The sequence below is a fragment of the Niabella sp. ZPM-14 genome (assembly GCF_055693045.2).
In genome coordinates this window covers 4095415-4116674 of record NZ_CM181148.1, presented here as the reverse complement: position 1 = coordinate 4116674, position 21260 = coordinate 4095415, and the positions used below count along the sequence as shown (strand labels likewise).

24 protein-coding genes and 1 tRNA gene are annotated in these 21260 nt (G+C 45.7%); 18 read left to right on the top strand and 7 right to left on the bottom strand.

What is annotated here, in order from left to right:
- Nucleotides 1-5 precede the first annotated feature (5 nt).
- A complete protein-coding gene (locus ACU37H_RS17475) occupies nucleotides 6-392 on the bottom strand; it encodes a DUF3037 domain-containing protein (protein WP_472704680.1) in 387 nt (128 codons plus the stop codon).
- The gene (locus tag ACU37H_RS17470) at nucleotides 370-1155 is read right to left on the bottom strand and encodes a HipA family kinase (protein ID WP_472704681.1); all 786 of its coding nucleotides are present in this window, start codon (nucleotides 1153-1155) and stop codon (nucleotides 370-372) included. The genes ACU37H_RS17475 and ACU37H_RS17470 overlap by 23 nt, the downstream gene beginning before the upstream one ends.
- A gap of 426 nt (nucleotides 1156-1581) precedes the next feature.
- Between ACU37H_RS17470 and ACU37H_RS17465 the strand changes: the two genes are divergently transcribed.
- The 5 genes from ACU37H_RS17465 to ACU37H_RS17445 all read left to right on the top strand — a co-directional run bounded on the left by ACU37H_RS17465 (nucleotide 1582) and on the right by ACU37H_RS17445 (nucleotide 6898).
- Complete coding sequence (locus ACU37H_RS17465) at nucleotides 1582-2304, top strand: YebC/PmpR family DNA-binding transcriptional regulator (RefSeq protein WP_472704683.1); 723 nt, start codon at nucleotides 1582-1584, stop codon at nucleotides 2302-2304.
- A gap of 73 nt (nucleotides 2305-2377) precedes the next feature.
- On the top strand, nucleotides 2378-3244 hold the full coding sequence (locus ACU37H_RS17460; RefSeq protein ID WP_472704685.1) for a transglutaminase family protein: 867 nt from the start codon (nucleotides 2378-2380) through the stop codon (nucleotides 3242-3244).
- A 310-nt stretch (nucleotides 3245-3554) separates the two neighbouring features.
- Nucleotides 3555-4724: a hypothetical protein gene (locus ACU37H_RS17455; protein ID WP_472704687.1), complete on the top strand. Its 1170-nt coding sequence runs from the start codon at nucleotides 3555-3557 to the stop codon at nucleotides 4722-4724.
- A gap of 120 nt (nucleotides 4725-4844) precedes the next feature.
- Nucleotides 4845-5228: a BlaI/MecI/CopY family transcriptional regulator gene (locus ACU37H_RS17450; RefSeq protein ID WP_472704689.1), complete on the top strand. Its 384-nt coding sequence runs from the start codon at nucleotides 4845-4847 to the stop codon at nucleotides 5226-5228.
- Nucleotides 5229-5233: 5 nt separating this feature from the next.
- Nucleotides 5234-6898: a M56 family metallopeptidase gene (locus ACU37H_RS17445; RefSeq protein ID WP_472704691.1), complete on the top strand. Its 1665-nt coding sequence runs from the start codon at nucleotides 5234-5236 to the stop codon at nucleotides 6896-6898.
- Nucleotides 6899-6961: 63 nt separating this feature from the next.
- On the opposite strand, the gene ACU37H_RS17440 is transcribed toward ACU37H_RS17445, so the two are convergent.
- Entirely contained in the window at nucleotides 6962-7336 is a 375-nt protein-coding gene (locus tag ACU37H_RS17440) for a diacylglycerol kinase family protein (RefSeq protein WP_472704693.1), read from the bottom strand.
- A gap of 253 nt (nucleotides 7337-7589) precedes the next feature.
- Between ACU37H_RS17440 and tnpA the strand changes: the two genes are divergently transcribed.
- Nucleotides 7590-8051 (top strand): IS200/IS605 family transposase, encoded by a 462-nt coding sequence (gene tnpA, locus ACU37H_RS17435; protein WP_472704695.1) that lies wholly within the window; start codon nucleotides 7590-7592, stop codon nucleotides 8049-8051.
- Nucleotides 8052-8380: 329 nt separating this feature from the next.
- On the opposite strand, the gene ACU37H_RS17430 is transcribed toward tnpA, so the two are convergent.
- Nucleotides 8381-9580, bottom strand: coding sequence for a phosphoglycerate kinase (locus ACU37H_RS17430; protein ID WP_472704697.1), 1200 nt, complete (start codon nucleotides 9578-9580; stop codon nucleotides 8381-8383).
- Nucleotides 9581-9798: 218 nt separating this feature from the next.
- Entirely contained in the window at nucleotides 9799-10812 is a 1014-nt protein-coding gene (gene gap, locus ACU37H_RS17425) for a type I glyceraldehyde-3-phosphate dehydrogenase (RefSeq protein WP_472704699.1), read from the bottom strand.
- 181 nt (nucleotides 10813-10993) lie between these two features.
- Between gap and ACU37H_RS17420 the strand changes: the two genes are divergently transcribed.
- From ACU37H_RS17420 to ACU37H_RS17380, 9 genes are all read left to right on the top strand, one after another.
- Nucleotides 10994-11065: transfer RNA gene (locus ACU37H_RS17420), tRNA-Glu, on the top strand.
- A gap of 284 nt (nucleotides 11066-11349) precedes the next feature.
- Complete coding sequence (locus ACU37H_RS17415; protein WP_472704701.1) at nucleotides 11350-12351, top strand: WD40/YVTN/BNR-like repeat-containing protein; 1002 nt, start codon at nucleotides 11350-11352, stop codon at nucleotides 12349-12351.
- Between the two features lie 217 nt (nucleotides 12352-12568).
- On the top strand, nucleotides 12569-12817 hold the full coding sequence (locus ACU37H_RS17410; RefSeq protein ID WP_472704703.1) for a hypothetical protein: 249 nt from the start codon (nucleotides 12569-12571) through the stop codon (nucleotides 12815-12817).
- A 35-nt stretch (nucleotides 12818-12852) separates the two neighbouring features.
- Nucleotides 12853-13533, top strand: coding sequence for a hypothetical protein (locus tag ACU37H_RS17405; protein WP_472704705.1), 681 nt, complete (start codon nucleotides 12853-12855; stop codon nucleotides 13531-13533).
- A complete protein-coding gene (locus ACU37H_RS17400; RefSeq protein ID WP_472704707.1) occupies nucleotides 13503-14288 on the top strand; it encodes a sensor histidine kinase in 786 nt (261 codons plus the stop codon). Before ACU37H_RS17405 ends, ACU37H_RS17400 begins: the two co-directional genes overlap by 31 nt.
- Nucleotides 14278-14919 carry a response regulator transcription factor gene (locus ACU37H_RS17395; RefSeq protein ID WP_472704709.1) on the top strand — a complete coding sequence of 214 codons (642 nt, stop codon included), beginning with the start codon at nucleotides 14278-14280 and terminating at the stop codon, nucleotides 14917-14919. The genes ACU37H_RS17400 and ACU37H_RS17395 overlap by 11 nt, the downstream gene beginning before the upstream one ends.
- 169 nt (nucleotides 14920-15088) lie before the next feature.
- Entirely contained in the window at nucleotides 15089-15655 is a 567-nt protein-coding gene (locus ACU37H_RS17390; RefSeq protein ID WP_472704711.1) for a hypothetical protein, read from the top strand.
- Nucleotides 15630-16301 (top strand): hypothetical protein, encoded by a 672-nt coding sequence (locus ACU37H_RS17385; RefSeq protein ID WP_472704713.1) that lies wholly within the window; start codon nucleotides 15630-15632, stop codon nucleotides 16299-16301. Before ACU37H_RS17390 ends, ACU37H_RS17385 begins: the two co-directional genes overlap by 26 nt.
- Nucleotides 16291-17100 carry a sensor histidine kinase gene (locus ACU37H_RS17380; RefSeq protein WP_472704715.1) on the top strand — a complete coding sequence of 270 codons (810 nt, stop codon included), beginning with the start codon at nucleotides 16291-16293 and terminating at the stop codon, nucleotides 17098-17100. The genes ACU37H_RS17385 and ACU37H_RS17380 overlap by 11 nt, the downstream gene beginning before the upstream one ends.
- 13 nt (nucleotides 17101-17113) lie before the next feature.
- Here the strand turns inward: ACU37H_RS17380 and ACU37H_RS17375 are convergent, their stop codons facing one another.
- The gene (locus tag ACU37H_RS17375; RefSeq protein ID WP_472704717.1) at nucleotides 17114-17851 is read right to left on the bottom strand and encodes a copper homeostasis protein CutC; all 738 of its coding nucleotides are present in this window, start codon (nucleotides 17849-17851) and stop codon (nucleotides 17114-17116) included.
- A 51-nt stretch (nucleotides 17852-17902) separates the two neighbouring features.
- A complete protein-coding gene (locus ACU37H_RS17370; protein ID WP_472704719.1) occupies nucleotides 17903-18928 on the bottom strand; it encodes an isoaspartyl peptidase/L-asparaginase family protein in 1026 nt (341 codons plus the stop codon).
- A 176-nt stretch (nucleotides 18929-19104) separates the two neighbouring features.
- Between ACU37H_RS17370 and ACU37H_RS17365 the strand changes: the two genes are divergently transcribed.
- The 3 genes from ACU37H_RS17365 (at nucleotide 19105) to ACU37H_RS17355 (ending at nucleotide 21254) form a co-directional block, all read left to right on the top strand.
- Complete coding sequence (locus ACU37H_RS17365) at nucleotides 19105-19647, top strand: NADPH-dependent FMN reductase (RefSeq protein WP_472704721.1); 543 nt, start codon at nucleotides 19105-19107, stop codon at nucleotides 19645-19647.
- 628 nt (nucleotides 19648-20275) lie between these two features.
- Nucleotides 20276-20431 carry a DUF308 domain-containing protein gene (locus ACU37H_RS17360; protein ID WP_494407568.1) on the top strand — a complete coding sequence of 52 codons (156 nt, stop codon included), beginning with the start codon at nucleotides 20276-20278 and terminating at the stop codon, nucleotides 20429-20431.
- A 118-nt stretch (nucleotides 20432-20549) separates the two neighbouring features.
- Nucleotides 20550-21254 (top strand): class I SAM-dependent methyltransferase, encoded by a 705-nt coding sequence (locus tag ACU37H_RS17355; protein WP_472704722.1) that lies wholly within the window; start codon nucleotides 20550-20552, stop codon nucleotides 21252-21254.
- The last annotated feature ends 6 nt before the right edge of the window (nucleotides 21255-21260 follow it).

Below are 21260 nucleotides of genomic sequence, written 5' to 3'. Positions count from 1 at the left end.
GCACCTTATTTTACTACAGCCTCCAGGAGTTGCTCCAATGTCTGTTGGAGGTCACCGCTCATGCCGGGATGTACTTTGGAACATTGAATGATCGTGCTCCTGGTGGCGGTCAGCCAGCGAAAGCGAGACGGCGCGTCCAGCTTGGATATCGGCGAAAGACATTCCTTTTTTCCTAAAGCGATCGCCTCCAGGGCCGACAGGTTTCCGCGGATGGAATCGATGTCTGCTTCGGCGTCCAAAGACAACAATTTACGTTCGTTGAAAAATAAGCTGCAACCGATGTGCCCTGTCTTTTTGCAAAACAGGATAATGCCCACATTGATAAACTCTTCCCGCTCTACGCGTGGCACCACGCGTATCACGGCATATTCATATAAGTGCCGCTCTTGCATGGGTCGCCTGGTTTAAAAATATTTCACTGTGTTGCAGCCTGTAGGTCAGGAACTCTTTGTACACCTGCCTGGTGGTGGCGATATCGCCATTTGTCTCTTCGTAGGCCAGCCATTCGTCCGGGATCGCGTCAATGATTTCATGGATACGCCTTGCGGTGATGACCGTTTTGCAAAAAGCATCTGCTTCCTCCAGCCCCCCGGCATCTTTAAGCAGTACATGATCCTTGATCAATGGAAACGCACTCTTCATTTGCGCCGACCAGTTCTCCCAATTATGATGAAAATACAGGCAGGCACCGTGATCGATCAGCCAAAGTTCTCTGTGCCACATTAACATGTTCGTATTGCGGGCGGTCCGGTCCATATTCGTCAGGAAAGCATCCAGCCATACAATGGTAGAAGCCGTTTTCGAATCAACGCTGTTCACCGCCGGATCGAAAGTGATAGCGCCGCTCAGATAGTGAAGCGCGATGTTCAATCCCTGGCTCGCTTTCAGCAGGTCCTGTATTTCTTCGTCTGGCTCTGTGCGGCCAAAAGCTTCATCGAGCTGCGCCAGCACTATTTCAGGAACTTTCAATCCCAGCAACCGGGCTACGGCGCCACCAATAAACTCAGCGACAAGAGCTTTAATGCCCTGTCCTGCTCCTTTAAACTTCAGAGCATAGAGAAACCCGTCATCCCCCTCCGCAATAGCGGGCAGTGAACCTCCTTCCCGCAGGGGTGTGACGTACCGGGTAACATGAATGGTTCTTATATCGGGCACGATATTCTTTTTGATTAGGCCTGAAAGATACAATGACTTTCAATGATTCCCCAAAACCTTTCAGGCAGTATAATTATTGAATGAAGTTACAAATCATTTTTGTGCACTCATGGCTAAACCTGCGTCAGACCGAGGACGGTCAGACGCAGGTTTAGCTCTTCCAGGAAACAATAGCCGTTTTGATCTTCAAATCAATTCGCGTATTCACAAGGTTAACCGACCTACTCAAATCGTTTGCTTTTCAAATTCATACAATGCAGGTAGAACGACTATCGCTACAAAGGTATCAGCGGCACTCTTTACCGTTTTATCGATCGCTACTCATCTCCTCACCATTTTAAATCGTTTGCGCTGACCTGACTGTCCCGAAGATGAAATTTTTCCTGTAAGTTTGCCACCTCAAAAAACAAATAGATTCATTTCATTATGGGAAGGATTTTTGAAGTTCGTAAAGCCACCATGTTTGCTCGCTACGACCGCATGGCCAAACAATTTACAAGAATTGGTAAGGAAATCGCCATTGCTGTAAAAGCAGGCGGCCCCGACCCTGCCACCAACCCGGCCCTTCGCCGCTGCATGCAAAACGCCAAGAGCGTAAACATGCCTAAAGATCGCGTGGAAGCCGCGATCAAACGCGCGCAGGGTAAAGAGATGGAGAACTATGAAGAGATCCTTTACGAAGGGTATGCACCCCACGGTGTGGCGATCCTTGTAGAAACAGCAACCGACAACCACGTGCGCACAGTAGCCAATGTGAAATCGCATTTCAACAAAGGTGGCGGCGCTATGGGCAACAGCGGCAGCGTGGCTTTCCAGTTTAACAAAATGGGGGTTTTCAAATTAAAACCCGCGGGGCTGAATATTGAAGACCTGGAGCTGGAGCTGATCGATTATGGCCTGGAAGAACTGGGTGAAAGCACAGACGAAGAGGGCAATAACATTATCGTGCTTCGTACCGGGTTCACCGATTTTGGCAACATGCAAAAAGCGCTCGAAGAAAAAAATATCACGCCTAACAGCGCTGAGGTAGAGTGGATCCCATCCACCACCGTTCCGGTAAACGATGAACAAGCCGAAGAAGTCAGTAAACTGATCGAACGTCTGGAACAGGACGATGACGTTCAGAAAGTGTTTCACAATATGGGTTGATAAGACACCATATTCCGTGGACCATAGTTGATGGACCATGGACTACCGGCTAACAATTCCTATATTTGTTTCAATGGACAATGAAAAAGAAGTTGAAGCATTACTTACACTGATCGAAGATCCCGACACAGAGGTTTTTGAAGCGGTCAGCAATCGCATCATCGCTTATGGCACTCCCATCATTGCCAATCTTGAAAATCTTTGGGAACATACCGTTGATGATGCCGTTCAGCAACGGATCGAGCTGTTGATCCATCGCCTGCATTTTCTGAGCCTCAGAAATGATTTTAAAGAATGGAGCGCCTCCTCTCACCACGAGCTTATACCCGGTGCCCTGCTGGTATCTAAATTGCTCTACCCTGATCTGCATACAGGCAAGGTTATCCAGGATATTGAACGCCTTCGCAGGAATATCTGGATCGAACTCAACAATTACCTGACGCCCCTGGAGCAAATCAATGTGGTCACGAGTATTTTATATAATTACTTCGGGCTGAAAGGAACCAACCGCGAAGCCAGTTCCCCAAACGATTTTCTGATTTCCAATATCATTGAATCTAAAAAGGGCAATCAAACCGGCAATGGTGTACTGTACCTCCTGCTTTGCGAGCTGCTGGACATTCCTGTACGGCTCATCCGCATTCCCAACCAGTTTGTACTGGCTTATTTTAAATCCAGGACGGAAAGCGACGTTGACAAACTGCACCTCAACATCGATTTCTTCATCGATCCGACCATCGGGCAGGTGTTTACGCACAATGATCTTTATAATTATTTTAACCGTATTTCACTGGCCGTACAACCGGATTACTTCAGACCGCAGAATAATAAACAGATCATTCAAAAGCTGCTGAGCGATCTGCAACAATGTTATACTACAGATGATAAGTTGTACCTCTTTAATGAGATGGAGGAGCTTATCAACATCTTGCAGGACTAATCTTTGATGCCGTCCCCAGGATACAGTCTCACCCGCCATCCACCTGATCACCCTTTTATTCGCACTTTTACTGTAAACAAAACCGCAAACCGGTTTGTAGCTGGTACCCTTGCGGACAACCAAAAAATATATACACTTTTTTACTTATACAATAATTGTAGTATATTTGTGGCGCTACCTGACAGAACCTAAGCGCTCTAAAGGCTAATCGAACTCTAAAACACAAAAACACTGAACCATGAAAAAGTATCTTTCAACATCCCTGAAGGGGATATGCTCCATTTTTTTATTTTTTGTATGTTTTATGCTTATGAATCAAGAAGCATTTGCTCAATCCCGATGCGAAAATATTAACGGAAGTTACCCAACAGAAACCGATTGGAAAAAGACCAATACCGGCAGCAGCTCAGCTGACGACAAGTTTGTCTATGATGATGGCGAGAATATAAGACTCGCCGACCATTTTGACAGTTCAAGAGTAACTGACGACGCTTCTGCCGTCTGGTCATCGATCGTAAAAGCAGGCGAGGAAATCAACCTTTCTGCGCAGACCTCTACTCTTTCTGTATTCTACAAAGTAGGTAATTCCACCCAAAACTCCGACTCGTGGACATTAGGATGGTCCTTCAACGACGATTTTGCTGGTGCGGGATACAATCAGGTAAATCCTAGTACAGAGCAGGAATATCGCGATTACTGGGTGGCGAATGTCCGTGTGCAGGGTTCTATCTTTTATATTAATACAGCCCAGGGGTCAGGTGTTCAACCGAGCAATGCCAATGGCGTCTACAACCCCACCTTTGGCGATTCCATCTTTATTGTGCTCAAGCCTCAGGCCGACGGCGCAGCGACTATGGTATTCGTTGCAAAGAGAGGGAGCGATACGGTCATGAACTATGAAGTACAGAATGCGGTTACGGCTGCAAACGTAACAAGAAGCGAAACAGACCCGATACACTCCGCCCTGACTATACAAACAGGTAGCGTTAACCTCGGCTGCCTGTCGGCACAAAGGGCCGGCGATCCGTTGCCGCTCGTTTTTGGTAACGTGTATGCTCAAATTAAGAACAATACGCTGACCGTAAACTGGGAGACTTTGTCAGAAACCAATGTTGCCTATTTCGAAATAGAAGCATCGACCGATGGTAAGAGCTTTTACAGCGTAGCCAGGCAACCCAGCAAAGCAGTCAACGGCTTTTCCGAGGCGCCGATCCGGTATGAGCAATCGGTCCCTCTGAGCGCCATGACTGCTGTTATGGGCATGTCTGTACTGATATTAGGTATGTTCGCCTCAAAACGCCGTTCCTGGTGGATGATGGCTTCTTTGGCGTTGGTAGTAACCGGTGGGCTGTTATACGGATGCTCCAGGGCTGACGTGAACCTGCCTTCTAAGGAGAAAAAAGTGTATGTACGGGTAAAACAGGTTGACAAAGACGGTACAGCAAGTCACTCCCCCGTGATAACCGCCGTGGTGAAATAACCATCGGGCTGGCCTGCATGCCGTCCCTGACTCAAACAATTGTTAAAAAATCAACTCGGCATCTAGGAAGATGTTAATTATACGAAAGAAATCGTAAATTGCTGAAAAAATGGGTGTTTTATGGCTGAATTAAGAACGCTGAAGCCAACAGAAAGCGAGTTGGAAATTTTACAGGTACTTTGGAAAAAAGGGAAAGCGACCGTCAGGGACGTGCATGAAGAGCTGGTAACCACAAGGGATATCGGTTACACGACCACATTGAAGCTGATGCAAATCATGAATGAAAAGGGATTGGTGCAGCGGGACGACTCGGCGCGTACTCATATTTATAAAGCAGTTACCAACCGGGAGAACACGCAAAAGTTTCTTCTGAATAAATTTATCAGCAATCTTTTTGGTGGCTCTTCATCGCAGCTGGTAATGCAGGCGCTGGGCAGTCAGAAAGTGTCTGAAGACGAACTGAATCAGATTCAATCATTAATTGACGATCTTAAGAAAAAATAACGACTATGCCCGAAAGCTTGCAATTACTACTTACTGCTTTAGGAAATGCGATCCTCAACAGCATCTGGCAGGCCGGCCTGATATGGTTGTGCGTTCTCGGGATGTCGAGGTTTCGGATATCACCGGCAAAACTTAGCCAGCTGAGCTTTGCAGCGCTGATCACCAGCTTTGCCGCTTTCGTCATCACATTCTGCGTATCCCTCGCTGCGCCGCAAATGAACGCCGGGATATTAACATGGATATTAGACATTGACCATTTGTATAACGCGATGTTTTATGCAGCACTGCTTTATATACTATTGCTGATGATACCCACGGTCCGACTCTTCTTTGGTCTGAGGAACGTTTATGTGTTACGAAATAAAGGCCTGGCAAGGGTTCCGGGCCACTTGAAGATCTTCCTGCTGAATGCGGTTCAATACCTGGACATCAAAAGAAAAGTAAAGATCTACACCTCTCAACTGGTTACCTCTCCGCTAACCGTAGGCTTTATCAAACCCGTGATCCTGCTTCCTGTAGCCCTGGTCAACCAGTTGACAACACACCAGGCCGAAGCCATTATCCTTCATGAGTTGGCGCACATCAGGAGAAATGACTACCTGAAAAATGTCATCACACAAATCATTCTTACTATTTTATATTTTAACCCATTCATCAAACTGCTCGCCAGGATGCAGAACCTGGAGCGCGAAAAAAGCGCAGACAAATGGGTACTGCAGTTTCAGTATGATAATCATATGTATGCTGACACGCTGCTGCAGCTTGCCCAACAAAACGCCAGCATCCAGAGCCGGCTGGCGGTGCCTATTTCCGGCAAAAGCAGTTCTCTCCTCGAAAGAATAGAATGGCTACTGGGATCGGCAAGCCGGCGTCACCCATCTTTAAAAAGCCTGACACTGGGCGCTTCATTTATCCTGATCACGTTAGTGGCCGCGCTCCTGCAAAAGCCAACACAGCAAACCGGTTGGAGCGAAGGTGTGGCCTACAACCTCACCCCCGTGGCCGTTTATCAACCTGCTGTAATCGATAGGAGTCCGGTGGAACCGGAGCCGGAAAGCACGCCGGTAAAAGAGATTACAATCATTGAGCATACCGAAGAGGTAGCATCACATACAGAGACCATCGTCTCAGAAACGGTGGCACCCGAGGCGCAAGATCCCGTTGATAATACACCGGAAGTGCCGGCAACATTTGTGAACAACGTCACGATTATCACGCCCGAACTGGAAGCAACGGAAGAGCTGACGGTACAGGAAGCGCTGGCCGCCACGAAAAAGATCGTGACAGAGCTGAGCTGGAAAGCAATTGAAAGCTCCTTAGCCGAAACGGTAACCGCAGAAGAGAAACAACTGCTGAAAGAAGCCTACAGCCAAAAACTGGAAGCGGCCAACTGGGAAAAGCAAGCCAACCTGTTGCGCATGCACTATGCCAATATCGACTGGGAAAGAGCAAACGAAAACCTGGCTACGGCATTACAAGGATTCAAACTGGATAGCGTTTACAAAAAATATAAAGAGGCGGCACTGGCTTTAAATGATTACAAGAAAGAACTGTCGAAGGGAGTTAAGAAACGTGCCGAAATAAAAGCATTGGATTCATTGATCACACAATACCAATCTGCCATAACTAAAATGGATAGCCTGCGTAGCAAGAAAGTGGTCGATCTGTAAAATGAATGCGCTATTAATCGCTGCTGAAACGCCTGACTGGTCGGGGCGATGCGGCACACTACGCTAACTAAAGATCCCGAGCTTGGGTAGAAAAATAATCATGCCGATGACCAGTGATGCAATGGAGGCTATCAGCACCGCTGCAGCAGCCAGATCCTTGATCACTTTGATCTTCTCGTCATAATCCGGTTTTGCAAAATCACAGATCTTTTCTATAGACGTATTAATGATTTCAAGGGACATGACGCTGGCAATGCAAATAATGATCACGCAAAACTCCATGGCCGATAGTTTCAGAACAAAACCAAGGACAATCGCAACAATGGCTGCAGCTACATGTACCTTAAAATTCTGCTCGGACCTTGCGACCAGCCTCAACCCGTTGAAAGCGTAGGCAAAACTTTTTATAAATTTCTTTATGGAGAAACGCTGTTGCATGCGGCAACAAATCTAATTATATTACCTTAAATAATGGTCGTTCACAATGACAGACGGCGCGAACAAATCAATATGGTGAGACCCTGCGACATGCCTACTAACAAAACGAATGCGCACCAATACACGAATGATGCACTTTCAGTGTAAAATAGCGAACGTGCTCCTCGCAAGTTTTCGAGTTGTTTTTATTACTTTAGCGAAACAATCGGAACAGGCTAACCTAACCGTCCACCATTCCACAAATAGTTGACCAATGGCTAACACCTACCACAAATTGTATATCCAAACGGTTTTTGCCGTGAAATACAGAGCAGCCGTACTTAACGACGCATGGCGTCCACAATTGCAGGCAGTGATTGGCAACCTGATTAACGAAGCGGGCTGTAAAACGCTTATTGTGAATGGAGTTGAAGACCATATGCATTGCCTTATTGGCTTGAAACCGGTTATATCTATTTCCGAGTTAATGAAAACAGTAAAAGCGCAATCATCCAAATATGTAAATGATCACCGGCTAACAGCCCGCCGGTTTGAATGGCAAGGGGGATATGGAGCATTTTCCTACAGCGAACGCGACGTCAGCTTCGTCTACCGATACATCGAAAACCAGCAAGAGCATCATCGGGCTAGGACCTTTCAAACTGAATATCTAGGCCTGCTGCAGGAATTTGATATTCCTTACGAACGACAATATATTTTTGATCCTTTGATATAAAAAATGCGTCGCATTTTTTCGCCGGAATAAATTCCGGAGCTATACGATGGGCCGAAGCTACGCTTCGCAGGGGTTTTGAATATGGACGATGTACTGATAAAACCTTGCAAGTTAGCAAAGTGGAATATCTCTATGTTTAACAACTTGCCAGCTGAAGGCCTTTAGGCCTGCTTCATACAATAACGCCGGAATTTATTCCGCTGAGCTGAACAAAATGGCAATAATAACATCGAGAGCCGTAGGCTCGATACATTAACCCCAACACCCCCACATAAAAAAAATGCGAAACCTCGCGGGTTTCGCATTGCTATTAATTAGCCTGATAGTTATTATGCTTCATTAACGGCAGCGATACCCGGCAAAGTCTTTCCTTCGAAAAACTCAAGCATAGCGCCACCACCGGTGGATACATAGCTTACTTTGTCGGCATAACCGAATTTATTAACCGCGGAAACGCTGTCGCCACCGCCTACCAGCGAGAAGGCGCCGTTCTCTGTCGCTTCTGCAACTGCATCAGCAATGGCCTTGGTTCCCCCCTGGAATTTTTCCATTTCGAACACGCCCATCGGACCGTTCCATAAAATGGTTTTTGACTTTTTGATCACATTGGCAAACTGTCCTCTTGATTCGCCGGCAATATCCAATCCCATCCAACCTTCAGGGATATTGTTGCTGGGCGCTTCTGACGTATCAGCATCAGCGGCAAACTTATCGGCAATCAGACTTTCGCCTGGCAAATGAATGCACACATTTTTCTCTTTCGCTTTTTCCAGGATCTCTTTGGCGGTGTCTAAACGGTCTTCTTCACAAAGCGAAGCGCCGATGTTTCCACCCATCGCTTTGAAGAACGTGTAGGCCATACCGCCGCCAATGATAATATCAGTAGCACGCTCCAGCAGGTTTTCGATGATCAGGATCTTATCAGACACTTTCGCACCACCCAATATGGCAGTGAACGGCTTTTGCGCATCGCCTAATACCTTTTGTGCGTTGTTTACTTCGGCTTCCATTAACAGGCCAAACATTCTTTTATCTGCCGGGAAGAATTTAGCAATCACTGCGGTAGAAGCGTGAGCGCGGTGTGCTGTCCCGAACGCATCGTTCACATACACGTCGCCCAGCTTGCTTAATTTTTCTGCGAATGCCTCATCCCCTTTTTCTTCTTCCTTGTAGAAACGGAGGTTTTCTAACAGCAACACTTCTCCTTCGCGCATCATGTCGGCAGTCAGATAGGCCTGCTCGCCCACACAATCATCAGCAAACAACACAGGTGCGCCGTCTAACAATTCGCTGAGGTGCTTTACCAAATGCTTTAATGAAAATTTATCTTCAGGCCCGGTTTTCGGGCGACCGAGATGAGACATTAAAATCACTTTACCGCCGTCAGACAGTATTTTTTTAATAGTAGGTACGGCCGCTTTCATGCGCGCGTCGGAAGTAATTTCCATGTTCTCATTGAGCGGAACATTAAAGTCCACACGCACGAGGGCTTTCTGACCCTTAAAGTTATAGTTGGAAAATTTAGACATGATGTGATCAATTGAAAAGGTGAAAAGTTATGTGTTGACAAGTAATAGATGGCGCAGGGCCAATAAACTATCCGATGAACATGGTATCGATTATATGGGTTGGGAGGTGCATTACAAGTGAAGTGTGCGACGCAATACCGATCCCATATATTTTTCTGCCGGGACAATAAAAACAAAAAGCGGAACATGATGCTCCGCTTTTTACTTAAATATGCTAATTATTTGCTTATTAATCCAGCGAAATACTTAACCGTACGAACTAACTGAGATACATAGCTCATTTCGTTATCGTACCAGGAAACCGTACGCGCAATGTGCTTGTCACCTACGTTCATCACTTTAGTTAAAGTAGCATCGAATAAAGAGCCATAGCTGGTTCCGATTACATCGCTGCTCACGATTTCATCTTCGTTGTAGCCAAAGCTTTCGTTAGCTGCTGCTTTCATCGCTGCATTGATTTCTTCTGCAGTAGTTGCCTTACCCAGGATCACGTTCAACTCAGTGATAGAACCCGTGATGGTAGGAACACGCTGTGCGCTACCGTCCAGTTTACCTTTCAGGTTAGGCAATACCAGGCCGATAGCTTTTGCAGCACCAGTGCTGTTAGGCACGATGTTGGAAGAAGCGGCACGGGCACGACGCAGGTCTCCTTTAGGATGCGGCGCATCTAAAGTGTTCTGGTCGTTAGTATAAGCGTGGATGGTAGTCATAATACCGATCTCGATACCATAAGTATCATCCAGTACTTTTGCCATTGGAGCCAAACAGTTGGTAGTACAAGAAGCACAGCTGATGATGGTTTCGCTACCGTCTAAGATATCGTGGTTTACGTTGAAAACGATCGTTTTCAGATCACCGGTTGCAGGAGCAGAGATTACTACACGCTTAGCACCGGCAGTGATGTGAGCAGACGCTTTGTCTTTGTCAGTAAAGAAGCCAGTGCACTCTAATACTACATCCACATCATGTTCTCCCCAGGGAATTTGAGAAGGATCTTTCTGAGCGTAGATTTTGATTTCTTCGCCTTCTACAGTAATGGAATTATCAGAATGAGAAACATTTTTATTAAAGGGGCCTTGTGCTGAGTCGTATTTTAATAAATGCGCCAAAGTTTTCGGACTTGTCAGATCATTAATTGCTACCACATCAATGCCTTGTTGATTGTAGATCTGACGAAAAACTAAACGTCCGATTCTACCGAAACCATTGATGGCTACTTTTACTGTGCTCATGATTTTTAGTAATTTAATTAAATAAGTACTTTTTTTGGAGGCGTGAAGTTAGTGAATTTAAAGAGGAAAGTGTACTTAATACATTTTATTTTTTTCCACCGTCTTGTTTCAAAAAAGATTTTATAAAAAAGTTTTGCCAGAATAAAACGCCTTCCTATATTTGCACTCCCAAAAACAACAAGCCGCGTTGGTCAAGGGGTTAAGACGCATCCCTTTCACGGATGAATCACGGGTTCGATTCCCGTACGCGGTACAAGAGCCGGGCTTTTAGCCCGGTTTTTTTATTGGCCTGAGTTCAGGCTAGCCTCCCACATAAATTTTTGTTCCTGACGATCGCCGCAAGCCTTTTCCACGCGTCTGTCATCAAAAAGACCGGCGTTTGCAGGTACTCTAACCACTTTTTCCTATATTTAAAAAATGTTCGAGTTTATTATCATTGTACTTATTATTTTGGCTTTTGCCGGGTATTCCATGAAAGGAAAAAAGTAGTTATTGACATCCTGGCCCCTGCTATTTGAACCGTCTCAACTTCCGTACATGAAAAAAGCAATACTGCAAAGGGCGGCCTGGTTACTCGCCTGCTCCTTACTATATCATACCGCCTACAATCAGCAGATCACCATCGTGCAAAAAGACACCCGAACCAGCTTTCGCGGGCTGAACGTTTGCGGCAATTCCGTTTGGGTAAGCGGAAGCGGCGGAACGGTCGGTCGGTCAACAGATCGTGGCGCTACATGGACCTGGCAAACGGTAAAAGGTTTCGAAAAAAATGAATTCCGCGACATTGAAGCGCTGGATGAATATACCGCGATCGTCATGTCGATCGCATCGCCGGCCTACATCCTCAAAACCAGCGATGGTGGACACACATGGAAAAAAGTCTATGAAAATGCCGACAGCCTGATGTTTCTCGATGCCATGGCCTTCCGGGATAAAAAAAGAGGTGTGGTGATCGGCGATCCGGTAAATGGTGCTTTTTTCGTCGCCACAACTGACGACGGTGGGAAGACCTGGCAGGAGGATCGGAAATTGTTTCCCGTGACGCCACTCCCGGGCGAGGCCTTTTTCGCTGCCAGCGGTACAAATGTCATTTGGTCAGGGTCACGTTATTACCTGGTGAGCGGCGGACTTTCTTCCCGTATTTTCTTTGACCAAAAGGCCATCCTGTTACCCACCACGCAAGGTCAGACTATGACCGGCGCTAATGGCGTGGCCAGCCAGGGCCGCCGACTCCTGGTGGCAAGTGGCAACTATAACGATCTTCCAAAAACCGATAGCGCGTTTGTGTACAGCCACGACGGCGGGAAAACCTGGCATTTACCAACCACGATGCCAGCAGGCTACAGGAGCAGCGTGTGTTTTATCGGGAACAATAAGGCCATCACGTGTGGCATTACCGGTATTGACATCAGCGATGATGGCGGAGTCAACTGGAAAAAGATCAGTGATGAAAGCTTTAACACCTGCGTGTACGCCGAAAAAGAAAACGCTGTTTATTTTGCTGGTAATAATGGAAGATTGGGAAAATTACAATTGTAAAATCCCCATTACTTCCATCGATGGCTCACAGGACTAGACGTGCTTCCCATAAGTTAGCCACAACTGCTCAAGTGTCTTTTATTTACCGCCAAAATTAGAAGGCGGCCACCTTTAATATCCCCGGAAAAGTACGGTCCCCATACGGGATTTTTCCCGTATGGACAGCCAGCGCATGTTGATATGTTTGTGCTACGAATGATATATAACTACTAACAATATGGCGCAAACCAATCCATGTAAAATTGAATTTTACTTTACAAGGGAAAATATTGAACAATTATTGAAAGAAAACCCGGAGGCAAAGGGGATCATCTTTTGCCAGGAGATCAAAGTCAGACAAACAGCGGACAAAGAGAAGATCAATATTATAGAAATAAAGGCGATCGCTGACAACGGTGCCAATAAGATCAGATCGCTCTCCGCTAAAGTCAGTGGCTGTCCTTATCCGCCGGGCTGTGGCGACTAACGCGGACGTTCCTCCTATTCTAATTTATCAGCCCTTTGAAAACTATTTCTGACATACTAAATATCCTCGATACCATCGGACCGGCGATGGCGGTGTCTCTTCTGTTGACCAGCAAACAATCGCTCTCGCGGGAAATGAGATATATCCTGGGATTCTGCCTGGTTCAGCTACTCTGCAACACTATCGCCACGCTGATAGAGCGGGCAGCCATCCCTACCGATTTTCCTTTGCTGAATAATAATTATTGGGTGTATAAATTAAATTCAACCGGCTGCTTTTTAATGCTTTTATACCTTTTCGCGAGGCACCTGATTTTTATAAGACCGTTTCGGTTCAACGCATTACTCATTGGTTATATCGCGGTATCTGCGCTCTTGTTGAGCAGCGGCGATGGGATCTCCCAATTCAACAGTATCAGCGCGGCTTTGGAAAGTGTCATTATTGTTAGCCTTTGTATTTATTACTTCTATACTCAACTCATCCATACGTCGGAAAACATCAACATACCCGAAACCAGTATATTCTGGTGCCTTGTCGGTATTTTCACTTACTATGCAGGCGCTTTCTTCATATTCTTATCGTATAAATACCTGATCAGTTCCGATAGCAGTACCCTGGCTGTCTTGTGGCGGTTCCATAATATTTTACTGTTCATATGCAGCCTGTATATAGGCTACGGAGTGTTATGCAAAAATTACCGGACGATATTATCTTAATACCGGGTGCAACGGTATTTTTTTTATTGATCACACTATTCATCGTTGTATTGTTAATGGCCTATAAACGCAAAGACTATAAACATCTGAAAGAAAAGAAACTGCTGGAAGAAGCCTTCAACAGCCAGTTGTTGAGATCGCAAATCGAGGTGCAGGAACAAACGTTCTCGCATATCGGGAAAGAGCTTCACGACAACCTCGGGCAGTTGCTCAGCACTTCACGCATGCTGATCGGCCTTGCAGAACGGAAACTAAAAAGGCCCCCTGATGCACTGCAAACAGCGAACGCCACCATTGCGTCGGCGATCCATGAGCTCCGGTTACTATCAAGGTCGCTCGATAAAGAATGGCTTTCACAATTTAAGCTCCTGGATAATCTGCAGCGGGAAATAATCAGGGTTTCCACCTGCAGCGACATCAAAGTGAAACTGGACGTTCAGGCAGAGCCGCAACTTTCTTCAGCGAAACAACTGATGCTTTTCCGGATCATACAGGAAGCCGTACAAAACGCCCTAAAGCATAGCCGCTGTGATGAGATCTCTATCAGCCTGCGCCGGGGTGATCCGTATTTTGAGATTGAAATTACCGACAATGGCAACGGTATGCCGGCGCGGCCAACACTGAACGGAATGGGACTTAAGAACATGACCGATCGCACCAAACTGTTGGGAGGCATTATGAAATACCAGGAAGTACAACAAGGCACGAATATTCTTATATTCATTCCTGAAAACCCGGAACAATATGAAGATTAAGATAGGCCTGGTCGACGATCACCAGCTTTTTTTGAAGTCTCTCAGCCTTATGCTGGAAAGCTTTAAAGTGTATGATGTGATCCTTGAGGCATCCAATGGTAAGGACCTGCAGGAAAAAATAAAAAACCGGAAAGAGCTTCCGGAAATCATGTTGATCGATGTAAATATGCCATTGATGAACGGTGTGGAAACTGCTAAGTGGTTGTCTGAACATTATCCCCAAATCAAGCCTGTGGCACTTTCCATGAACGCGGATGACCATGCCATTATTTCGATGTTTAAAGCAGGATGCTGCGGCTATCTTTTAAAAGATACGCATCCTAATGAGCTGGAAAAAGCCCTGGACGAAATTAACCGCAAAGGATATTATAACGCCGATGCGGGAAATATTAACTTTCGCCGGATACTGATGAAAGCGGATGAAAAGGATGAGGCCCAGATAACGCCGAAAGAAATGATCTTCCTGCAACACGCTTGCAGCGAGCTTACGTACAAGCAGATCGCATCCGAAATGAATCTTAGCGAACGCACTATTGACGGGTACCGGGAATCACTGTTTAAAAAACTCAATGTGCAAAGCCGGGTGGGACTGTGCCTCGAAGCGTTGCGGAAAAAGCTGGTCACTCTATAACGCGAAACCGTTATTTGAGATAAAATATATTCCGTTGCATAATAGTTTTCTCCTTCTTCTGTGAATTCTTTGTGGTAAAAGAAAGATGATAACTTAAAAATGTTATGCACCCATCTATCCGGCCTATCCATTTTTGGTGTAAGTTTGGATCCCTTATAAAAATAAACCCATGGCTACTGAATCATTAACTGTTAAAAGAGTCCCGTTCTATCTTTTTCTCATTTTGCTCGGTTTCTTCATTTTTTATATTTATGACAGAGTATCTGAAAAGGCGGAAGAGGACGACGGCCCAACTTACGTGTACCTGCCAACCAAAGCTGGTCTGATGGACGAAAAGAAAGCAAAAGAATATATCCGGAATTACCTGCGCGACCAGAGAAGCCTTGACAGCAACTACCGGCTGGTTACGGGAAAGCAGGAAAATGAAGAGCTTCGGGGATTCTGGATCAGTATCGGCACCCTACATGCGATGGACAGCACCATCATGAAAAAAAATCCTAAAGCAAAAATTGCGGGATACGATATCCGTTTCGGTAAGGCAGATCCAACACTGGATAAGAGAGCTTACACGATCATCCTGCGCGGCACGGTATTAAACGAAGGTGCAGCAGGATCAGAAAAAGCCTTATCCAGATCAGAAAAAGGAAATAACGTTGAGGAGTCTGGCTCCTATGCAGATATGACCGACCCCTGTCCTCATAAATGTAATAATGATGTCCCTCCACCTCTTGACTAGCTTCAACGTCTGGTCACCACGGCTGGTCACCTACCTGGTCATCATTACGATCGTATTTCTTTTAACGCTGACGCGCTTCAGGAAATTAAGTGCGCCTTACAAAGTGCTTGTGCTGCTTATCGGGCTGGGCATTGCGAGCGACGTGGTTTCCCGTTTTTTTGTCATGCGGTTTGTCAATAGCATGCCCGGGTACCATTTGTTTGCGCCGCTTCAGTTCTTTCTGATCACGTTATTCTACAGCGTGTACCTCAGGAAGAGCGCCTGGTTTTCCTATTCCCCCCTACTGATGGTGCTGTTTTCGTTGATCAATGCGATGTACTATCAAAGCATCTGGACGATTCCCTCCAATATCATACTGATGTCTGGCCTGGTATTTATCATCTATGCTTTTCTGATGTTCAAGCGCCTTATCACTGATGTGACGGGCAAGTCATTATGGTCGCTCGATATATTCTGGTGCAACGCAGCGGTGCTGGCTTATTTCACCTGCACGTTTTTCTGCTGGAGTTTTTATAACATATTCATTAAGTATCACATCGACACCAGCTTTATAACAAATACCGTTTACTTTGTAAATTATATTTATTATATAACGCTGGGCTTTTCCATCTACCTCAACAGTAAACGATACAACAATGTCGGCTAGTCTTTCCGAAATGTATGTATTCATCATCACCGGGATGCTGCTCTTTACAGTGTTCTGTGTCTTCATTGTTTTTTTTGTAACGAGCTACTATAAAAAACAACAGGAAAATCAAAAGGAGAAGCAACGGCTTCAAACGCAGTTCAATGAAGATCTTTTAAAAAGTACGATTGAGATCCAGGAAAAAGCATTTGACGATATCAGCCGCGAGCTTCATGACAATGTCGGGCAACAATTATCAGCCGCCACGATTTACCTGAACCTTCTTTCGCAGGAAGCTGTTTTCAGCGACAATAAAAAGCTGCATTCCTGCCAGGAGATCCTCTCGAACAGCCTGCAGGATATCCGTCATATTTCTCAAACGTTGCTGGGTGAAAAGGTAACAAGGGCGGGCATTATAGCTTCTCTTCAGCTTGAAATATCGCGCATCAACAAAATGGGTATTTCCAAAGCCAGTCTGAACCTGAATGTGGACCAATTAGATCTTGATCCGCGAAAAGAGGTGATCCTGTTCCGGATGGTGCAGGAAGCCATCGGCAACGCTGTTAAACATGCGCCGGGAAGCGAGATCCACATCAGCATCAATGCCGATCCGGAAGCATTACTGATCCGCGTTCAGGATAATGGAAAAGGATTTGATCCCGAGTCAATCTCTAATACCGGAATTGGTTTGCTCAACATGGAAAACCGCGCGAAAACCATTGGCGCCCGCTTCACACTCACCAGCGGGCTCAATAAGGGAGTGCTTATAGAGATAGTTGTTCCCCTGGAGGCAGAGCAGCATTTTAATGAAGCCTCTTGATCACGGGCAACGATTAAGGAGCAAGCATGGTTGCCTTCATGCTTCTGACTGCATTTTCTTCAACACTATAATGATTATTCTCTGCATTATCGCTGAAAGCGGGTGGAAAGAAGGTCATGTCGCTTTTTTTGAGCGTTCTCAGCGAGGTGTGAAACTCAAAGCAGTGGGTTTGATCAGCAAGCGCCCGCACATTATTTTCCCTCACGCCGCTGCCGGGCATGATGATGATCCGGCCGTCTGCCGCCGTATTCAACTCCGCAATAAGGTCTGCTCCTTCGGGCGCGGTCAACTGCTGGCCACTGGTAAGAATACGCTCACAACCCAGGTCTATCAAGGCTTCCAGGGATTTCAAAGGATCAAGGCATCTGTCGAAAGCCCGATGAAACGTGACGCCCAACGGATAGGCCGCTTCCACGACCTTTGCTGTTCTTTCAAGATCAATAGCACCATCCCTCTTTAGAAAGCCGATCACTATTCCGTCACAGTTCAGCTCTTTGCATTTGAGCACATCGTACAACATGCACTCAAACTCTTCATCAGAATAATAAAAGTCGCCACCACGTACGCGGATAATGGGATACAATTTGACATCAAAAGTTTCCCGGCATTTTTTGATCACACCGTAAGACTGTGTCGTTCCGCCCTCACCGAGGTTCGCACAAAGTTCAATGCGATCCGCCCCACCGGCCACAGCGCTCCTGGTGGATTCAAAATCGGATGTCGCAATTTCTAAAAGATATTTCTGAAGCATGAGTTATTAAAAATTAAACCTTTCAACTTGTGAACTTTTCAACCACATTCCTTAATTAAACCAGCTCTTTGCAGTGATCAGCTTCTCAGTCGTGTAGGTTTTTAAAGCATAGCTAAAGCCTTTGTGGATGGCATAAGCACCTACTACGCCATTTTTGTTGATCGCTAAAAATGCCACCTGAATTTTCTTCACATCGTCTCCTTTTATTTTAACGATGCGCTCAATAACCTTCTGGCACGCCATTTCCGGACCATAACCTTGCCGCATCATCTCTACTACACTGTGAGACCCGGCTACCCGGATCACATCTTCACCCTGCCCGGTAGCCGTACAAGCTCCTACTTCCCCATCGACATACAGGCCGGCTCCGATAATGGGCGAGTCGCCCAGGCGACCTCTCATCTTAAAGCCCATGCCGCTGGTGGTGCAGCTACCGCCCAGGTGCCCGTTCGCATCCAAAGCGACCATCCCGATCGTATCATGATTCCATTCTCCATCGATCTGAGCCGGGGCAAAAGGGCCATGGCCTTTGTTCTCGATATTTTCCCGGTTGATCTGCGGTTCGTATTTTGAATTTTGCAACCATTTTTCATAAGCCTTTTTGGCGTCTGGCGACAACTCCTGCGGTTCCAAAGTAAACCCTTCAGCCACGGCAAACTGTTGAGCGCCGTCGCCCACCAACATGACGTGCGGCGTTTTTTCCATCACCCTGCGCGCAACGGAAATGGGGTGTTTGATCCGTTCGAGAAATGCCACACTGCCGCAGTTGAACTGGTGGTCCATAATGCAGGCATCCAGGGTCACAAAACCATCCCTGTCCGGGTTGGCGCCCAGTCCGACGCAACAGTTGATCTCATTTTCTGTTACCATTACACCTTTTTCCACGGCGTCTAAAGCGCTGCCTCCTTTCCCTAATACTTCCCAGGCGCCTTTATTCGCTCTCAGGCCGGCATCCCAGGTAGAGATCACTACCGGGCCGCTCACCTTCGTGCCGGCCTGGCTTCGGGCCTTGTTCGCCCAGGTTGTTGCAATACCGGTGAGCGCGCTGAGCTGTAGAAAACGTTTACGGTCCATCATGATATAAAGATTTGATGTCGAAATTAGGACTTTACGATATATTCAAATCTGCCATGCGTAAGTTTTAAGAAGTCGTTTGCGATAAAAATGACGGTGGCCCACCTGAAACACCTTGTTTTATCAGCTATTTGACAACAATTGCTTTACTTCGCTGTTAATTTTCTAAACTTTATAAGATGCACATCGAAATAATATCAGGAAGCCCCAGGAAAGAGAGTTTAACAGTGAGAGCTGCCTATGCCGTACAAAAATGGTTTCAAAAGCACACGGAACATCACGTGGGCATTATTGATTGCCGCGAACACCAGCTGCCCTGGGTGGAGAAAGTATTTAATTCGATAGACAATACACCCGATCCCTGGAAGCCTTTGTTTGAGCGGGTTTTCAAAGCAGATGCATTTATTTTTGTGACACCCGAATATAACGGGGGTTATTCACCTTCGCTGAAAAACCTGGTTGATCATTTTCCTAAACAATTACATAAAACATTAGGCGTTGTAACCGCGTCCAACGGCGGATTTGGTGGCATGAGAGCCGCGCAACAACTGATCCTGCTGGGCGCCGGGCTGTTCACAGTGGTATGTCCGCAACTGCTGGTGATCCCCACCATTGATAAAAAGATCGACGCGAACGGAGACCTGATCGATCCGGCCTTTGAGAAGAGCATTCACAATTTTGCTTCTGAATACCTGTGGCTGGCAGAGAAGATCGCGCAGTAATTTTTATTGTTAAGTATGTAAGTCCAAAGAGTTGGTTCTCTTTGGGCTTTTTTGTAGCACGTCATCGTATTTCTTAAATAATATATAAGTATTTATTATTATATTTAAAGTGTCATTCGGCTGGTGGTTATGGAGAAAAAGTTAACGATTATGGAATTAAGTCCTTTATTTATTATTCTCGCAGTAATGACGTTTGGCAGTAAGCTAAATAGCATCTATGTTTCTTTCAAGGAAAAAAATTACGGAAGACTTAAAGCCGATTTTTTTTTCTTATTGCTGATGATATTGACTGTACTACTTGTTTACATTGCAGTTAAAAACTTGTCTGATCGTCATTCTTAAAAAACTATTTAGCGTTGCTTCTATTAACTGTGTTGACAAATGTTGGATCAACATCAAAAACTCACTCGCAGTGCTGCTGGGCTTTGTTCCAAATCCGGATGACCAAATTCTATTGCTGTAACGTTGTATTTTACGGTTTGCTTACAATTGTTATTCAGGTTTTTCTAATACCTGTTTGGAACTATTTCCGTTTTAAAGAGGGATCTTCCGTTTATTCTATTTAGCTGCAAAGAGTTGGATACCAACAAAGAAATGGACTTATTACCTCAATATTAAAACGTATTACATGAGAATGGTCATTTCCGCATTTCTAGTGCTACTCGGGTTGTTTCAATTATATGAGTATTTCAGCCTACCCGATATAAATAACAAATATTTATTTATTGTTAATGGAACCATACTTATTATTATCGGGATTGTTTTTTTATGTAAGAAAAAGTAAAAACGGGTAAAGCACCCTTGGCTCTTACTTTTCAGTTGCATTATATTCATGTCGGAGCTCTGCCCTGAACATTGTTTCAGATCCGTAACTTCGGGATTGGATTAAATAAATGGAACCCATGAAATCTTCAGTAGCAGCAATAAGAGAACGTTTTGATAACGATGTAGAAAGGTTTTCCAACCTGGAAACCGGACAACAATCGACCATTGATGCTACTCTTTCTCTCGAATTGATCACCGAAGCAGCCAGATCGATACGGCCGCAGGCCACGCATTTGCTGGATATTGGTTGCGGCGCGGGCAATTATACCCTTAAAATGCTTTCGAAACTGCCAGACCTGCACTGTACCCTGGTTGACCTGAGCCAGCCCATGCTGGACAAAGCCCTCGAGCGTGTCACTGCGCAGACCTCAGGCTCTGTAACGATTCTGCAAAGCGATATCCGCGACGCCGCCTTAGCGGAAAACAGCTTTGATATTGTATTGGCAGGGGCGGTGCTTCATCATTTAAGAGATGATAAGGACTGGCTGAACACTTTCAGAAAACTGTTTAATCTTCTCAAGCCCGGTGGCTGCCTGATGATCAGCGACCTGGTAACGCAGGATAACGCAGCACTCAACGACTATATCTGGAAGCGGTACGGTGATTACCTGGAAGAGCTGGGCGGCAGCGAGTATCGCCAAAAAGTATTGGATTATATCGATCAGGAAGATTCGCCCCGGTCCGTCACTTATCAGCTCGACCTGATGCGCCAGGTAGGTTTTAGCCAGGTAGAGCTATTGCACAAAAATTTATGCTTTGCTGCCTTTGGCGGTATCAAATAGTTAAAC

What these genes read in the sequence shown, in the direction of transcription:
- ACU37H_RS17475 (WP_472704680.1), bottom strand. Translation starts at nt 392, where the DNA reads ATGCAAGAGCGGCACTTATATGAATATGCCGTGATACGCGTGGTGCCA.
- ACU37H_RS17465 (WP_472704683.1), top strand. Translation starts at nt 1,582, where the DNA reads ATGGGAAGGATTTTTGAAGTTCGTAAAGCCACCATGTTTGCTCGCTAC.
- ACU37H_RS17460 (WP_472704685.1), top strand. Translation starts at nt 2,378, where the DNA reads ATGGACAATGAAAAAGAAGTTGAAGCATTACTTACACTGATCGAAGAT.
- ACU37H_RS17455 (WP_472704687.1), top strand. Translation starts at nt 3,555, where the DNA reads ATGAATCAAGAAGCATTTGCTCAATCCCGATGCGAAAATATTAACGGA.
- ACU37H_RS17450 (WP_472704689.1), top strand. Translation starts at nt 4,845, where the DNA reads ATGGCTGAATTAAGAACGCTGAAGCCAACAGAAAGCGAGTTGGAAATT.
- ACU37H_RS17445 (WP_472704691.1), top strand. Translation starts at nt 5,234, where the DNA reads ATGCCCGAAAGCTTGCAATTACTACTTACTGCTTTAGGAAATGCGATC.
- ACU37H_RS17440 (WP_472704693.1), bottom strand. Translation starts at nt 7,336, where the DNA reads ATGCAACAGCGTTTCTCCATAAAGAAATTTATAAAAAGTTTTGCCTAC.
- tnpA (WP_472704695.1), top strand. Translation starts at nt 7,590, where the DNA reads ATGGCTAACACCTACCACAAATTGTATATCCAAACGGTTTTTGCCGTG.
- ACU37H_RS17430 (WP_472704697.1), bottom strand. Translation starts at nt 9,580, where the DNA reads ATGTCTAAATTTTCCAACTATAACTTTAAGGGTCAGAAAGCCCTCGTG.
- gap (WP_472704699.1), bottom strand. Translation starts at nt 10,812, where the DNA reads ATGAGCACAGTAAAAGTAGCCATCAATGGTTTCGGTAGAATCGGACGT.
- ACU37H_RS17415 (WP_472704701.1), top strand. Translation starts at nt 11,350, where the DNA reads ATGAAAAAAGCAATACTGCAAAGGGCGGCCTGGTTACTCGCCTGCTCC.
- ACU37H_RS17410 (WP_472704703.1), top strand. Translation starts at nt 12,569, where the DNA reads ATGGCGCAAACCAATCCATGTAAAATTGAATTTTACTTTACAAGGGAA.
- ACU37H_RS17400 (WP_472704707.1), top strand. Translation starts at nt 13,503, where the DNA reads ATGCAAAAATTACCGGACGATATTATCTTAATACCGGGTGCAACGGTA.
- ACU37H_RS17395 (WP_472704709.1), top strand. Translation starts at nt 14,278, where the DNA reads ATGAAGATTAAGATAGGCCTGGTCGACGATCACCAGCTTTTTTTGAAG.
- ACU37H_RS17390 (WP_472704711.1), top strand. Translation starts at nt 15,089, where the DNA reads ATGGCTACTGAATCATTAACTGTTAAAAGAGTCCCGTTCTATCTTTTT.
- ACU37H_RS17385 (WP_472704713.1), top strand. Translation starts at nt 15,630, where the DNA reads ATGATGTCCCTCCACCTCTTGACTAGCTTCAACGTCTGGTCACCACGG.
- ACU37H_RS17380 (WP_472704715.1), top strand. Translation starts at nt 16,291, where the DNA reads ATGTCGGCTAGTCTTTCCGAAATGTATGTATTCATCATCACCGGGATG.
- ACU37H_RS17375 (WP_472704717.1), bottom strand. Translation starts at nt 17,851, where the DNA reads ATGCTTCAGAAATATCTTTTAGAAATTGCGACATCCGATTTTGAATCC.
- ACU37H_RS17370 (WP_472704719.1), bottom strand. Translation starts at nt 18,928, where the DNA reads ATGATGGACCGTAAACGTTTTCTACAGCTCAGCGCGCTCACCGGTATT.
- ACU37H_RS17365 (WP_472704721.1), top strand. Translation starts at nt 19,105, where the DNA reads ATGCACATCGAAATAATATCAGGAAGCCCCAGGAAAGAGAGTTTAACA.
- ACU37H_RS17360 (WP_494407568.1), top strand. Translation starts at nt 20,276, where the DNA reads ATGAGAATGGTCATTTCCGCATTTCTAGTGCTACTCGGGTTGTTTCAA.
- ACU37H_RS17355 (WP_472704722.1), top strand. Translation starts at nt 20,550, where the DNA reads ATGAAATCTTCAGTAGCAGCAATAAGAGAACGTTTTGATAACGATGTA.